The organism is Mycoplasmopsis gallopavonis (genome assembly GCF_900660635.1).
In the GTDB taxonomy this organism is placed as follows: Bacteria; Bacillota_I; Bacilli_A; order Mycoplasmatales; family Metamycoplasmataceae; genus Mycoplasmopsis; species Mycoplasmopsis gallopavonis.
Genome location: NZ_LR215031.1, coordinates 175,418 through 191,898 on the forward strand (window position 1 = coordinate 175,418; position 16,481 = coordinate 191,898).

The window sequence follows — 16,481 nt, forward strand, 5'->3', positions numbered from 1 at the left end:
TATATCTACGATATATGGTTAAAAAAAGACCTCAAAAAATGAGGTCTAACTTGGAAACTCAGGATTAATTAGTTTTGAATTTTCGAAACTAATTTTTTATACAAAAAATCCACATTATTGTGGATTTTGTTCAATTTCTTGTTTGTATAAATCTTCAATTTCTTCAATTGACAAAGTTTCTCAATAATATTCAATTGTTTTTGCTAATTCTTGAATAATTTCAAAGTCTGAAAAAGTGTTTTGCGGTTTTCCAAATAATTTTTTCTTACGAAGTTGACTCACTTTTTCTCCGACAGTTTCAATTTCTGAATTATTAAATGAAGCACGAATATATTCTCAAGTATTTTCTTTGATTAAGCTATATTTATGAATGATATTGTTAATATCATCTTGAAGTTTTTTGATGACATTTTCGTGAATAATTTCAATAGCATCTTCAACTTTATTAATTTCAAAACTTGAAATTCCATTAAACTTTTCGGTTAAACGGAGAAGAATTTCTTTTAAAGGTTGATTTTCAGATTCAAATTCAAGCAAACGATCAACTAATTTTTTAATCGAAGCTTTTGTTTCAATAGATTTTTCAACCATAAAGTTAGCAACTAGATTTTCAAGTGATTCAATACTTGTTTTTTGATTTTCGATAAGATCAACTTGGAAATGGACATAATCAGTAGGATCGATTTTATTTTTGATATTATTTGTTTTATATCTTTCATAAAGATCTTTGTAAAGACGAAGATATTTTGCACTTTGTTCTTTATTTTCTTCTTTAAACTTTTTATATTCAACAAAAGTTTCTAAAAGAAATTGTTGGTAATAAATTTGTGAATAAAGTTCACTAAATTTATTTTCAAGTTCTTTATTATTTTCAAAAAGAGCAAGTTCTGTGCTAGGAAATTCTTTAAGTAATTTTTCCCAGTTAGTAAAGAATCCTTCAACTCATTCGCCATTAAAGTTGACATAACCTTCTGTAATTTCTTTATAGTTAGGAATTTGAATTTCTTTATCTCCATTTTCAGCATTAGCAAAAATAGAAAAAGATTCTTCAATCTCTTTTGTAATATTACGATAAGTTACAATGTTTCCGTATGGCTTAGTATCGTTATAAATCCGATTAGTACGTGAAAAAGCTTGAATTAAACCGTGTTTTCTAAGTTCCTTGTCAACTCAAAGGGTATTAAGTCTTTTGGCGTCAAAACCTGTTAAAAACATATTAACAACAATTAAAATGTCAATCTCAGTTTCTTTCATCCGTTTTGAAATATTGGTATGATAATTAGCAAAATCTTTTGCCTCATTAATTGTATAAGTTCCACCAAACATTTGACCATAATCTTTCATCGCTTGTTTTAAAAAACTTTGGTCACTAGCATTTAGGTTCTCTCAATTTAATGGATTTTCTTCGTCAAATAAATCTTGCTTTTCCCCATTTGGAGCATACGAATAAATTATTGCAATTTTTAGTCTTCTTTCAGGTTCTACTTCTTGTTGGATTCTCTTAAAAGTTTGATAGTAAATTTTGGCAAGATCGATATTTTGAACAGCTAAAATTCCATTAAAGCCAGATTTTGTTTTTTGATTAAAATTCACAGCTTTAGAAAGAATGTTTTGATCTTGTTTGCTTAATTCAAGAAATTCACGATTTTGATTATTTGTAAGGATTGGAAAATTTTGAATAATATCTCTTACGATTTTTTCTATACGTTCGGGTGAATGAATTATTTTCTTATCGTCAACGGCTTCGACTTTAATATCGGGAGTGTTCTCATCAACGGAGAAAGTAGATTTTTTAATAATATGAAAACGAAGGACATTACCATCTTTGATTGCATCAATAATATTGTAAGAGTGTAATTTTTCTCCAAAAACAAATTCTGTTGATTTTAATTTAGTAGCAACAGAATCTTTTTCGTCAACAAAAATTGGTGTTCCGGTAAAACCGAAAAGAATATGTTTTTCAAATTTTTCACGAATTTTAGCATTCATTTCACCAAATTGTGAGCGATGACATTCATCGAAGATAAAAATAACTCTTTTCTTAAAAATATCTAAATTCTCATTATTTCTAAGAATAATATTCATCTTTTGAATAGTTGTAACAATAGTTTTGTCTTTTTCGGTACTTTTTAATGCTTTTTCAAGATCGTATGCGTTTTTTGTTGGTTCAATTGCATGATCGCCAAATTTTTTAAATTCTTCAACTGTTTGATGATCTAGATCTTTTCGATCGACAACAAAGATAACTTTGTCTACTCCCTCCATTTGGCAAGCAAGTTGTGATGATTTAAATGAAGTGACTGTTTTTCCACTTCCTGTGGTATGTCAAACATAACCACCTAATCTTTTATCTTTGTCTTGAATATCGTCAATCTTTTTACTTTGAATTGCAAATTGGATTTTTTCAAGCAATTTTTCTGTGGCTGCAATTTGATAAGGACGCATGATGATTAAATTTTTCTTGCTTTCTCAAATTGAATATTTAGTGATTATGTTAAATAAAGTATCAGGCTTTAAAAATGTTCGAGCAAAATCGAATAAATTTTTAATTTTATTGTTTTTTTGATCTGTTCAAAAAGTGGTGAATTGAAATGAACCTTGATATTTGTTTTTAGATCTTACTTCTGAATTATTATTTTTTGTAATTGAATTTTTTCTAGAATCTTTGGATTCACTTTTAGCTCTTTCCATTACAGAGTTTGAAAAGTACTTAGTAGAGTTTCCGTTTGAAACTATAAAAATTTGTACAAAGTTAAATAATTGACTTTCTTTGACACTAAACCCTTGTGTGTGATATCTTGCAATTTGATTGAATGCTTCATGAAGTTGATCTCAGTTTTGAACATTAATTGAACTTGATGGTTTTTTGAGCTCGATATGAACAAGTGGTAAACCGTTAATTAAGATAGTCACATCGTATCTAAGAGCTGTGTTAAGAGATCCTTTTGTGACTTTATATTGATTAATTACTTGAAAACTATTTGGACTAAGTCTTTTTCAGTTATCTTTTGTTTGTCTATTGATAATGTAAATATTTTTTCGTTCACCACTATCTAAAAGTAAATCATAGTAGTAATCTTCATGGAATTTATTAGTTGCTAAAACTGAGGTTTCGATTTTGTTAAGCAAATATTGAGAACAAAATCTTTCTCATTCGTGTTCGCTAAATTGGAAGTTGTTTAATTTTTCTAATTGTTTCCTTAAATTTTTTAAGAATGCTTGATAGTTATCAACACCAACTAGATATTCATAACCATTTTTTTGTAATTCGCTAATTAAAGCATTTTCCATTTTTTCTTCGCTTGATCAGAAAGCTTGGTTATTTGGATTTTCGGAATATTGTTCAATTACTGTTTGATATTTTTCTTTAATTTCAAGTGCAAGATTTTTAAGCATTTCTAAGTTCATTCAAACCTCTTTTTATTTGTTATTTAAATATTTATATTTAAATTATAGTATTTTTGCATATCAAATAAATCTTTTTATTTAATAAAAAACTTTTTTCGGTTTTAAAATATTTACAATAAATACTATAAAATTAAGATACAAGGAAATAACTAATTAGAAAGGAACTTATGAAAGAAAAATTATGAATTCTGAATATTAAGCTTTTTCCAAAGTGAACCATTCGGAAAATGGCTTTTGTTGCGATTTTAATTGCTATTTCAGTTGCTTTTACAGTTGTTTCAGCACAAATTGTGCCACTAGTTAATATTTCATCTTATAAGTTTTCATTTATAGGTTTACCAGTTAAAATTTCTGGATTTATTTTTGGGCCTTTTGTTGGTTTATTTGTTGGAATTGTTAGTGATTTTCTTTCTTTACTCTTTATTCCGCCAGCGGGTTATAGTCCTGTTTATACCGCAGCTATTGCTGTTAATGGTGTTGTTTCAGGTATTTTTGGATATTATTTTGTGCAATTCATTCAAAATGCTTTTTCAAAAGATTACCGTCTTGCTGTTATTTCAGCTAAAATTTACCTTTTGAGTGTTAAATATAAAACTGCGATTTTAAAGAATCATCAATATCGTGTTGATTATTTATCAAAAAAGATTTTACATTTATACAACAAACAAAAATATATTACTAATGAATCTTCAAATCGTTTGCTTGCTAATATTTATTTAATTAATGGAGTGATGTTTTTGGTGATAGTTTTAACAATTATCATGACCTATATTTCATTTATTTATGATAAAAATCCAGCAGCATTTAACAATAGCATTGTTAAAAACAAAACCGCTTTATTAGCTCTTATGACATCAGGGATTGGACTTATGGTTTTCTTTATTGTTATTGGACGATTTACTCTCAAATTGGAGCGTTATACTGTTTTAGTACCAATTATTGTTTTCTCCGCTTTCTTAGAACTAATAAATACTCCGCTTCTAGCTTTAGCAGATACTTTATCACTTGATAATGGGAACTTTAAAAATTATTTCTTTTGAGTTTCGCAACATATTTTAACCAACCCTATTAAAATTTGATTTAACATGTTTGTTATTTACTATGCTTACTTAATTGTGCATAAACTCATTAATAAAAATTCACATCTTTCATACTAGGAGGCTCTTAATGGAAAGTAAAACTAGTCTCTTTGCAATTAAAAATATTTTCGCAAAAATTGATAATAATTCAGGGAATGATTTTTTAAGCATTCCCTTTATTCATATTATTAAAGGTGAGAAAACCGCATTTTATATTAATGAAAAAAATGATGTTTTAACTTTTAATAACCTTTTAAAAGTTCTGAAAAATGATAAAAATGCTTCACTTGCTTTTTTTGAAAACTTTGAAGAAGGTAAAGATCGTGAAATTAGAGTAATTAGCGATAAGAAAAATATTAGTAAGAAAATTGCTATTTTTGACACAATGGAAATTATCAATGACGATGATTATAGTGTTTCTTTATTTGAAATTTTAGAAAATGCACGAAAAACACCAGATTCTAAAGAAATTATTAATGAAACTAACTTACTTTTTAATGATTTTGAATTTACTTTTAAAAATACTTTATACAACATCATTAATAAGTACTCTAAAGAAATTATTAATGTTAATCAGGACAAATTAAGAACCGCAAAAATCATTTATAAAAAATTACAAGCTAATCACATTGCAGTTGACGGGGATTACCTAAAATCAGTGTTAGAAGAATTAAATGAATTAGGTGAGGAATATCAAAATGATCTTTTTAGTTTATATTTAGAACTTTTTCAAGAAATTAAAAATAATCACGTCAAACTTTTAGAGAATTACCGTTTTAGTAATACGGTCATTCAAAAACGCTTAATTAAGAATTATATTCGCCGTTTAAATTACATGAAACAAATTAAGCATACTTCAATTAATAAAGTTGAAGCTGATTTGAAAGTTCGTGATTATCAATTTGAAATTGAATATTATAAAAAACATGCCAAAGCAATTAATCATCGGGCAAGTTGATTACTTGATTACTTAATTCGTGGAATTATCAAAGAAATGAGAACTTTAAAGTACAAATTAAAGTTAGTCGATCGTCATTCGTTTGAATTTTTTGAAATTTATAAAGATTATCAAATTAAGCGTAAAGTTTTTAAATTACTGCAATCAAATAAAAATAAATTACTCTTTTTATCACCTGACAAAATTTGAAAATTAAATGGACAATTAAATTCAGAAATCAAACTTTTTATTAACGAAAGTTTTCGTGTTAAAAAAGATGATTCAGAACTTTTTAAACGCAGAAAAATTAAAAATCTAATTCACACACAATTTGATTTTAAAATTGATTTATATTTAAGTGAGTCAAAAGAGCAACAACTTTTAATTGAAGAAAAAATAGCACATTTAAAGAATCAAATTCAGGAATTTTCAAGTAAGCATTTCGAGCAAGTATCTTCTGAGCGTAACATTACTGAAATTCACAATTTTGAACAAAAAATTAAAATGGCCAAAGCAGAACTTCAATGATTAACTTACCGTGAAAGAAATTTATTTAATAGTTTATTAAAAAGTAAAGAAATCAAAATTAAGCGTTTAATTTCTAGTGTTAAAGTTGCTCAAACAGAAATTACTAAGTTACGCAACCAACTTGTTTATTTAAAAAAGACTTATCCAACAATTTTTAGTCATTATGAAAATTTATACAAGCAATTAGAAATTTTTCATAATTTTATTAAAAGAGCGAGTTGGATGACGGACTTTCTAATTCAACTTGCAAACTTTACAACTTCTAAGTTTTCAAGTAATCAAAAAATCATTCGTACCTATAAAACAATTATTAAATTTGTTAATTACATTGAAATTATTTCAATTCCGAAACAAAACTATTTAATCCCTTATAATGATCTTAAACTAGTGGACCGAGCAAAATTAAAATTAATGCAATTTGTACTTGCTAAAACCGAATTACTTTTTGTTAAAGATAATAATTTAATTAACAATGAAGTACGAGCAGAGTTTTTACGTGTTCTTTTTAGAATGTCTGAAAAATATTCATTAAATTTTGCTTTTGTAACAAGTCATGCCGGAGTTATCAAGGAAAACTTTGATCGAATGCACTTTTTCAATAATTATACATTAGTTGAAGGAGGCTTAACTTCTGAGGTTTTTGCAAATCCAATTCATCCAACTGTTAAGGAAATTGTTTTTGAAAAAAAATATACCAAATTAAATACTCGTGATACTAATGAATTTATTTATGATGATATTTTCTTAATCGAAGATAATAATCACTATGTTTATTGTTCGCTTTTACAATTGCAAGTTTGAAGTAATCAAGAACAAGGTCAAATTGATAATTTATCAGAATTAGAAAGTCACGATTATGACGAATTTAATTATGGTAATTTTGAAGATAATGAATTTGTCAGTGTCTTTGAAGGGAAGCAATTTGTTTTAACTGATTCAGTTGATTTAGAAACAAATTTAGAAAAATTCAACCCAGGTTCATTCTATAAAGAGCTTTTAGCTAATCCTGATGAAGAATTTACAGTTGATGAGAATGAAGAATTAGCTTTTTAAGATATAATTTAAAGTAAGGACAGAGGTACTTACTTTAAAAGTAGGTTGAGAAATACTCTTAGAAGCTGATCTAGGTAATGCTAGCGTAGCGAGTCTTCTCATTTTTATTACCTTCCTGTCCGGGAAGGATTTTTTTATGCAAACAAAGAAAAATAAACTAATTAAAAAATTAATTAATTTAGCTTCACTTTCAACATTAACTATTGGTGGAGCAGGAATTGTGTTAAGTTCATGTGTTGACACAAAAAAAGAAACAGTTGCAAAAGTCAAATTACAACTTGCAGCTCCTTATGCAGACGCTGATCAAATTAAAACTAATTTAACTAAATATTTAAATGATTATTTAAAAGTGAATAAAGTTCAAGCAGAAGTTGAACTTATTTTTAGAGATACTGATGATTATTTAAATGTTAAAGATAGTTTACTTAAAGGAGAGATTGATTTTGGATTTGTATCTTCAGGTTCAGCTTACAAATATCAAGCAAGTATGAAGCAAAATGGAATTAAACCGTTAATTCAAACTACAACTCGTCAATTTCAAGGGGATATTACAAATAGTTTCTATGCACAAGCTGACGAAGGTAATTTAAATAGTTTAGAACAAGCTGCTCGTAGCGAAGAAGAATTATTTAATTCTAAACCACGTAGCAATTGAAATTCAGAAGGGCAACTAGGTATGAACTGAAATGGTTCAGTTTATAATGATTTTTATACTAATAATCAAGTTGATTACCAAAGAGGATTGGTTGTGGTTGTTGCTAACGAAGAGGATACAGCAAAAATTGAAAAGGCTTGAAAAGCTAAAGATTTAACTACTTTTGTAAGTTTTGGACTTGGAATTGGAAAAGAATCTTCTGGAAGTAAGTATTTATTACCACAAGCTTTATTTAAAAAACACTTTGGTAGTCAATTTATATCTTTTGCAGATTTAAAAGCCAAAAAAGCGAATATTCTAGAATCAAAACTCAAAAGTATGAATGATCCAAAAACAGCAAATATTCACATTTTCATGGAAAATGAAGGATTTTACGCTTGAAGTAAAGTCAAAAGTGATGATGCATATACACCAAATGCAACTGTCAGAAATGGACAAAAAATTTCATTTTTAACTCTGACAGATCCATTACCTTATAATGTTGGTCTTTTTTCAAAAAATGTCAAGCCAGAAATTGCTAAGGCAATTGCTAATGCATTTGCTCATTTAACACCAGAACAAAATAAATGAGGTGAACAACAAGGATTTGCAGGATATCGTGTAATTGAAAATCCCGATCAAAACTACTGAGCTAAAATAGCTAAAGTTTTTGCAAATGATTAAATTTCAACAAGTTCAATTACAATATAATCAAAAAAATTTAGTTTTGAAAAATATCAATTTAGAATTTCAAAACGGACAAATTATCGGTTTAATTGGGAAAAGTGGTTGTGGAAAAACCACCTTATTAAAAAGCATTTTTGATCATAGCTTAGTTGTTCAAGGTCAAATTTATGTTAATGATTTAGATTTACAAAATCGTAAAAATCAAAAAAAAATAAATCAAAAGCTAACCTTTATTGATCAAGAAGGTCTTTATTTAGAAGAATACGATTTTTATCATAATTTAAAATTTAGTTATCAAAATTGAAGTAATTTCTTGTTTAAAACTTTGAAAATTTTTACTAAAACTGAGCTTTCTACAATTTGAGAAGAATTGACTTTTTTAGGATTGGAAAACTGAGCTTTTGTTCCTTTGAAAAATCTATCAGCAGGACAAAAGCAAAGAATGAATATTTTACGTGGACTTGCAAATGATTCGCAAATTATTTTAGCTGATGAACCAACTAGCAATTTAGATTTAAATAGTAGTAATAAAGTGATGCAACTTTTTGTTAAGCAAAAACAAGCTAATAAAGTTGTTATTATAGCAATTCATGATTTGGAAATAGCTTTAAACTATTGTGATGTACTAGTTGCTTTTAAAGATCAAGAAGTTGCAGGAGTTTTTAAACCTAGTGAGATTAAATTAAACGAATTAAAGGAATATTTTGACAATTAATAATTTTGTATCTAAAATTTGAATTTCAAAATTCAAATTTTGAGCTTTTTTCATACTTTTACTTTCCTTTTTTATTTATTCACTTATCACCTTAGATTTTTTTAATTTTAATAATACTAATTTTCAAGATACATTTCGTGAAATAAAATCTCTCTTTAGTTTTAAAAGTCACGATCCGGAATTAAGTAAAAACTTATGAATTTATAATTTAGAACTACTTTGAGAAACTATTGTAGTAGTAACTAGTGCAACTTTTTTTAGCTTTGTTTTCGCTTTTCTCAGTTCTGTTTTATCTTTTTATAGACTTTATAAATTTAAGTTGTGGGGAGCAATCTTTAGATTTATTTGTATAGTTTTAAGAGCTTTTCCAATTCTTTTGGTAATGACTTTTTTTGATGAATTTATTATTTCAAGAGCATTTTTAGCGTTTTGAATTTATTTTTGATTTACATGACTTTGAGTGCATCGCTATTTTGTAGAACTTCTTGATGCAACTAATTTAAGACGCTACTGACTTAGTCGGAAATTGGGTAAAGGTTTTATTTACAGTTTTTACTATTATGTTTTTTTAGTTAATAAAAATAAATATTTCATGAATTTTCTTTTTTCATATGAATCAAACATTCGGTGAAGTGCAATTTTAGGAAGCATTGGAATTTTTGGTATTGGTAGTTTATTCAAGAACTATCAAAGTGATAGTTCTTATCTTGGAATTACAGTCCTTTTTTTGATGCTAACAATTTTTAGTTTTGAATTAATTTTGTTTCTTTTTAATCGTTTTTTAAGTTCGCAAAAAGGATTTTATAAAAAGGAACAAGTTTTTTCAAAAAGTTTGAGATATAACTGACAAAAATATCTTTTTTGAGGATTTTTTGCCATTATTCTTTTCCTTGTGATCTTTTCGTTTTGAAAAATCTCCAAGCTAAGTGAGGGCCAAGCAATTTTTAATGCTCAGCAGTTTCAAAAATCATTTAAAACGCTTTTTAGTTTAAATTTTGAAGATGTAACTAAGAATCCTAAAATTTACTTAGTCTATTTTGATATGCTTAAACAAAGTTATGTAGCACTTGTTTTTGGAACGCTTTGAGCTATTGTTTTTGCTTATAATGCTAGCGAAAAAATTAGTCTGTGATTCAATTCACTTGGTCATAAATTTCTCCTAAGCTTAATTAAAGCAGTGCCAATTTTGATTTTCTTTCGTTTAATTAATCCATTACTAGCAACACAAGCAGCAATTACTTTAGCTTTGTCTATTTCGGTTTTTCGAAGTCTTGTGAAACAAATTATTTCAGGGATTAATTCGCTTAGTCAAAAACAATTAAGTAGTTTAAAAAAACTTTATGGCTCAAAATTTAAAATGTATTACAACTTTGTTTTACCACATCTTTATAAACTTATTCGTGGAAATTTTATTTTTGAAATTGAAAATACTTATCGAAATGCTCTCAATTATAGTTTATTTACAGGAATAGGTGTTTATTCACGGATTAGTTATTATCAAAAATATGATAATGATCATTATATTTTTGCTTATCTTTTTCCGGCTTTTCTTTTCTTTTTAATTATTGAGTTATCACTTTGATTTATTAAAGAAAAGCAAATATTTTCTCAGCTACTTTTACCAATTATCAGATTGAAACAAAAACAACAAGAATAAATCTTGTTGTTTTTTAGTGCAAATTATTTAACTAGAAATCCTGGTTCAGACTCAGGATATAACTTTTGAAATGTTTTTATAAATGATTTACCTGAATTTTCTCGTTCAAAGTTTCCGATGATATCATAAGTTAGATTTGATCAACTTTCTGCTATTTTTGCATTAGTTCTTGTTGCAAGAATAGATTTAAAAACATCCTGTTCTTTTTCACTAATTCTTGTTGGTAATCATAATCCATCTTCATTAGTTGAAGCAGTTTTAATTCAAAGATTGGTGCGATAATTTCCTATAACTACCCCTGAAGAACCTTCTGGAAAGTTTGTTGCCTTGATTTTAAAATTAGTTGAAAAATCAATATAATTTTGACCATTTATTTTTAAGAGTCTTTGATCAATTAAGAATGAATTTGTAAATTCAGGTCATAAAACTTTGTTGTAACCATCTTTTTTATAAAGAAGTTTATATCCTCTATTAGGATTGCTTATACTTTTATAAACAGTTTGATTGTTAGCATTTTTATCAAAATATCCAAGTTGATTATCGAGTTCATTTTGAGAAAAAAGAATATTATCTTGTCAATCGGTACTTGTAAAAAGTTTTGCATCTTCTGGTGTAGCAAAATTAACCTCAACAATTGCATAGTCTAAATAACTATGCAATTCAATATTTTGATAATCCTCAGGTAATAGAGCTTTAAATGGTTCTAAATTAGTATCTCATTGATCTCTTCCGTCTAGAATTACTTTGGCTTCTACTTCTTTTTCTGCGTTATTATTAAAAATTTTGAAAGTAAATTTAGGCAGATCGAATTTACTTACCATTGTATGGCCGGTTGTTAGCATAAATCATTTTGTTGGATATTGATTTGTGTTTTTCGGACTTAAAAATTCGAAAAAGCGTCCATTGGCTAGCATTCCTTGATTTTCATTGATATCTAGTGTATAACCAACATTATTTTTAGGAGTAGTCACTTCGCTAGCGATTGTTTCAGTTATTTGATTTTCAGGAGTTTGGGATTTTTTAAAACCATTAATAATTATTGTCAGTTTTCCTTGGGCATAATCAAGAAAATAAAGACCTAATTTATAAACCCAATCATTAAGAAGATTTTGATCAGGACTTACATTTTTGAAAAAATTGTTAAATTTCTTGTCTTCTAAATAGAGAATTAAAACACCTTTTTCATCAATTGGTTCATAACTTGTTATATATAAATTTTCATAATATTTATAGTTTTTAATTTTGATTAATTGATCAACTTGACTTAAAGTTGCTACTTCACTTGGTAATAATTTTGCAATTTCCTTTGTATTATATTCAAGATTTTGTGAATTTGATTGAGCATAAAAAAGTATATTAGGATAAATAAATTAGACACTTAACGTCGCATGTGTTGAAAAACCATGTGGCGTTTTTCAATTTAAATTTGATTGAGGTCTTTCGAAGTTATATCAAGAAAAATATTTAGATATGATTGAATTGACTTCGCTATCTAACATTTTATCAGTTTCATAAAAATCTAATAATTCTCTTTGAATTAATGCAAAAATAAATTCGGAAGGTCTATTTGCTAATGAATTACCTTTTGGAGACATTGATTGTTTAGTATTTACATTTTTTAAAAATTTAGAAAAGGCAAAATTTGCATATTCAATTCCGTGATCTGAATGAAAAATAGTAGGTTTGACTTTGTGCTTATCAAGAGTATCTTGAACAAGTTTTATAGTAGATGCAGAATCTCTTATATCAGACAAAGTTCAATTTAAAACAGTGTTACTAAAAGTTTCGGTGATAACATGAAGAAATCTCATTCCTTCTTTTGTTTTAATAAATTTAATATCTGCGTGTAATTTTTCACCAAAATAATTTGATTTAAAATTTCCTTGAACTAAATCTGGTGCTCAGATTCTAGAGAATTTTTCCTCTTTATTTTTCTTTGATTTTTTCTTTTGATATGCTCTTGATTTATATTGATTAAATTCATAATTTAGTCTAAATAAATATGAAGAAATTCTTTTTTGGTGTGTTAATAAGTATTTTTGATAAAGTTTATCTCTTCCTATAACAAAATTAGAATTTTTAGCTTCTAAATTAATTCAATTAATTAATTCATCATCAATATATTTCTTTTTGTCAATTTTTTCTTTCTTAGAATAAGAGTAATAAAAAGAAGTTCTATTTAATTTCAAAACAAATGAAATTTTTGAAATATTTCTAAATTGTTTACTTTTGTCTTCTTTTATTTTTATAATTTTTTCAAAAATTTCTTGTTGTTTTACTCCTCTTTCTTCCAAAATTTCTTCCATAATATCCTGGTAAAGAGCTCTATCTTCTTCACACAATTCATTGATGCTAACTCTTTTTCTTCTTCCTGAATTAGGTTTTTTACTTTTACCTGATTTACTTTCTAAATTATTCATGTTGGAATTATATATTTTTATCCAACTCTTTAATAAAGCTTTCGCTCTTCTATAAGGATTTTGATGTTTACCTTCTTTTCTTTGTTTTATGATTTGATATCTTTCTCAAAAATCTTCAACAAAAGTAATAATCGCTATTTCAAAACCTTCTTTTTGGTAAATGTGAATATATTTTAATTTTTGTTCTTTTGTAAATTGTTTTAAACGCATAAAAAAGACACACTCCTTTCTTTTTGGAATGTGTCTAATTTTTTTATCCTGATTTATTGAGCATAAAAAAGATCAAAATTTTTTCTAAAAAAAGAAATTTCCTTCATAGGTAAATTTGATCTTTTTTCAAAATTTTTTATTTCTTTTGAGTTATCAAATATGCAACTTGAAACAACTGGAAAAGCACTTGTGACAAGCGATGCACTTAAAGTTATTTTTATTCATTTCTTAATTGTTTTTTTCATCAAATCTCCTTTTAAAATTCCACTTGTTTATTTGGATAAATTTCCTGAATTTTGTTTTTGATACTTTCTTTTAAGTCATATTCAACTTCAAGCCATTTACTTCAAATTTCTTTTTCAATTTCAGTAAGTTTTCTATTAAAGTATCACTGTTCTAATTTGCTTTTTCTAATTATCGATCAAGCAAAAAAGTTAGACTGTTCAGTAGATTTAAATCAAATTTGATCATTAATTTTAATCATTTTAGGATAATTTTCATTTCTTTGAGTTTTAATTCCGAAGGTCAAATCTAAATATTTTTGAGAATTAATTTCAATTAGTTTAGGATCGTCGATAAATGGAATATATCAATCACGAAAAGTTCATAAATTATTATTGTATTCTTTTAATGAGTAATCATTTTGAATTTGTTCTTGATTGTAATCATAATAAAGTGAGTTAAAAATTTTGTTAGATTTTAAAATATTTGTAAAAAGTTTGGCTTGCTCGCTAGTTTCGAAATTAATTTCTCATACTGCAAAATCGATTAAAGGAAGTACTTTTTCTCCAATTTGCTCTTGGTATTTTGCTAGGTCAATTTTTATCAAGTTTCTTCCATCAATGATTTTGACAGCATTAATTGAAAGCTCCTCTTCATTTTTAATTAATTTGAATTGGACATTTTCTGAACTTAAATAATTTTTTAATTTAATTGCGGAAGTTCATAAAAATCATTTTTTTGGATAGTCATATTCTGAATCTTGAATGTTTGCTATAAAATTTCCGTTAAAAATTTGATCAGAATTTTCTATTTTAAATTGGATTTGATTTTCAGATTGATGATATTCACTATTTTTATTTCTATCTTTTTTCTTAAATCCTTTGAAGATGAAAGTAGAATGATATATTCGACTGTCTGAAAAAGGAAAGATTACTTCTTTAGGATAATTGAAACCTAAATATAAAATCACAATCCCCTCTTCATCTAATGTTTCGATCTTCATTCCTCATTTGTCTTGAAAAATCGGTGAATCTTTTTTAATCAATAAAAGATTAATGAATTGATAATAGGTTTCTATTTCACTAGGAAAAATTTTTTTGGCTTTTTCTTCAATAAGTTTTAGGTCATCACCATTATTCATTTCAGATAATTCAAAGTTAAAGTTTTGATGTAAATTTACTTTTTTAATCTTTAAATTTTTATCTTTCACACCTAAAACTTTATTTAATGAAATGTATTTAACATGACTATTGATAGTTGCTCCTACTCCTCATGCTATAGTTAAGAATGCAAAAAATGCTAAAACACCAAATGTAAATTTATATTTTTTAATTTTTTCAAACATGTAAACCTCTCTATAAAATAATAAAATCCATAGAATCAAGATCTATGGATTTTGTATTTTTATCACTTTTGGCTTTTAATTATATACACCAAATATAATAACATAAAAAATTAAAAAAACAATATTTAAAATTTTTTAAATTTACAAAATATAACCTAGTTCTTGATTTGGATATTTTTGATTAAAAACTTCTTGAAAAGACTTGTTTTGATTTGTCTTTGTATTTTTTCTAAAAATATCATAAGTGTATTGTGTTAAGAAATTTGAAACTTTATCATTATATTTGTTTAACAATAAATTTCGAAAATCGTTTTGTGCATTATTTTGATATTTTAAAGGCAATCATCATGATGAATTGTTTTCGACAAAATTCAACAAATATTTTTGATTTGAATTAGAATAAATACTTCCAACTATATCTTGATTATCTAAAGGAATAGAAACCTTAAAATTTGTTGATAAATCAATATAAGTTTCACTGTTTATTCTTAATAAATTTGTTGAATTTTCTAAATTATTTTGAAAATCTGTAAAAAGACTATTATTTATCTTTTTTGAAAGAGCTAAATCAAAATTAAAGAAATTTTTATTAAATGTATAAAAGTCTAATTGAGAATCTTTTTGCTTATAAAAACCATTTTCATGATTGTCTTCATTAGATCAAAAAGAAGCTATTTTATCTTTGCTTGTAAATAATTTTGCTTGTTCTTCATTTTCAAAATTGATTTCCAAAATTAAATAATCTAAAAAAGGTTTTGCTTGAATTTTCTCATTATTTTCTAAAAAATAAGAAAGATCTATTTTAGTTTCTCACTGATTCCGTCCATCTAAGAAAAAATGAGCATCAATATTTGTTTTACTAAATTTATTAGCTATTTTTAAATTAATTTTTTCTAAATTTAAATTATCTAAGAAGTTTTTTGCACTAGTAATTGCGAATCATTTTGTTGGGTATTGATTTTCATTTTTAGGTTTTAAATAATTAAAAAATGTCAAATTACCATTAATTGTTTTTTGATTAAAATTGAATGAATATAATAATTGATTATTAGGAGTATTTAATGATGTTTTTTCAATTGTATTATTGTTTTCTTTATTTCTTTTCTTAAATCCTGTCAGTATAATATTTTTTATTGGTTCTAATTTATTTTTTTGAGATTTTAAAAATAAAATTAAAGCCCCTAATTCATCAATAGGTTCAATTGCAATTAAATTGTAATCTTTATATGATTTGATTTGATTAAAAGAGAAAAAAGAATCAATATCAGAAAGATTATTAATTTCACTAGGTAAAATATTTATTATATTTTTTTCTTTTATTGTATATTCAAATTCTCCGAAATTTTTTAATGTAAATAAATCATATTTTCTTATATTATTTCATTTTTCTAATTTTGTTTTATTTCAAATTTGAAATTTGTGGTTCTTAATTTCTTTGTTGTTTTTTATTAAAAATATACCAAATGAAACGGTTTCATAAACAAAAATACAAAAACCAAAAAAAATTAAAAATTTTAATATTTTTCAAATATTTGCAATACTTTTTTTAAACATTTTTCCTCATTTTATAAATTTTTGCCTTTAAT

11 protein-coding genes and 1 riboswitch are annotated in these 16,481 nt (G+C 25.6%); of the genes, 5 read left to right on the top strand and 6 right to left on the bottom strand.

Annotation, left to right across the window (positions count from 1 at the left end):
• Positions 1 to 114 precede the first annotated feature (114 nt).
• Entirely contained in the window at positions 115 to 3,408 is a 3,294-nt protein-coding gene (locus tag EXC53_RS00630) for a type I restriction endonuclease subunit R (protein ID WP_119571891.1), read from the bottom strand.
• Between the two features lie 227 nt (positions 3,409 to 3,635).
• On the opposite strand from EXC53_RS00630, the gene EXC53_RS00635 reads away from it, so the two are divergent.
• The 5 genes from EXC53_RS00635 (at position 3,636) to EXC53_RS00655 (ending at position 10,698) form a co-directional block, all read left to right on the top strand.
• Complete coding sequence (locus EXC53_RS00635; RefSeq protein WP_223214498.1) at positions 3,636 to 4,565, top strand: hypothetical protein; 930 nt, start codon at positions 3,636 to 3,638, stop codon at positions 4,563 to 4,565.
• Positions 4,566 to 4,575: 10 nt separating this feature from the next.
• A complete protein-coding gene (locus EXC53_RS00640; RefSeq protein ID WP_119571889.1) occupies positions 4,576 to 7,005 on the top strand; it encodes an MAG1360 family OppF-related protein in 2,430 nt (809 codons plus the stop codon).
• A gap of 11 nt (positions 7,006 to 7,016) precedes the next feature.
• A riboswitch (TPP riboswitch) is annotated at positions 7,017 to 7,114 on the top strand.
• A gap of 27 nt (positions 7,115 to 7,141) precedes the next feature.
• Positions 7,142 to 8,323 carry an ABC transporter thiamine pyrophosphate-binding lipoprotein p37/Cypl gene (cypl, locus tag EXC53_RS00645; protein WP_119571888.1) on the top strand — a complete coding sequence of 394 codons (1,182 nt, stop codon included), beginning with the start codon at positions 7,142 to 7,144 and terminating at the stop codon, positions 8,321 to 8,323.
• Complete coding sequence (locus tag EXC53_RS00650) at positions 8,316 to 9,041, top strand: ATP-binding cassette domain-containing protein (protein WP_119571887.1); 726 nt, start codon at positions 8,316 to 8,318, stop codon at positions 9,039 to 9,041. Before cypl ends, EXC53_RS00650 begins: the two co-directional genes overlap by 8 nt.
• Before the next feature lie 382 nt (positions 9,042 to 9,423).
• Positions 9,424 to 10,698, top strand: a complete 1,275-nt coding sequence (locus EXC53_RS00655) for a hypothetical protein (protein ID WP_129724543.1) — start codon at positions 9,424 to 9,426, stop codon at positions 10,696 to 10,698.
• Between the two features lie 23 nt (positions 10,699 to 10,721).
• Here EXC53_RS00655 and EXC53_RS00660 read toward each other — a convergent pair whose 3' ends face one another.
• The 5 genes from EXC53_RS00660 to EXC53_RS00680 form a co-directional block, all read right to left on the bottom strand.
• Entirely contained in the window at positions 10,722 to 11,669 is a 948-nt protein-coding gene (locus EXC53_RS00660; protein ID WP_119571885.1) for a hypothetical protein, read from the bottom strand.
• Between the two features lie 399 nt (positions 11,670 to 12,068).
• Positions 12,069 to 13,328, bottom strand: a complete 1,260-nt coding sequence (locus EXC53_RS00665; RefSeq protein WP_129724545.1) for a DDE-type integrase/transposase/recombinase — start codon at positions 13,326 to 13,328, stop codon at positions 12,069 to 12,071.
• A 53-nt stretch (positions 13,329 to 13,381) separates the two neighbouring features.
• A complete protein-coding gene (locus EXC53_RS00670; protein ID WP_119571883.1) occupies positions 13,382 to 13,573 on the bottom strand; it encodes a hypothetical protein in 192 nt (63 codons plus the stop codon).
• Positions 13,574 to 13,584: 11 nt separating this feature from the next.
• The gene (locus tag EXC53_RS00675) at positions 13,585 to 14,895 is read right to left on the bottom strand and encodes a hypothetical protein (RefSeq protein ID WP_119571882.1); all 1,311 of its coding nucleotides are present in this window, start codon (positions 14,893 to 14,895) and stop codon (positions 13,585 to 13,587) included.
• 141 nt (positions 14,896 to 15,036) lie between these two features.
• Positions 15,037 to 16,449, bottom strand: coding sequence for a hypothetical protein (locus EXC53_RS00680; protein WP_119571881.1), 1,413 nt, complete (start codon positions 16,447 to 16,449; stop codon positions 15,037 to 15,039).
• Positions 16,450 to 16,481 lie beyond the last annotated feature (32 nt).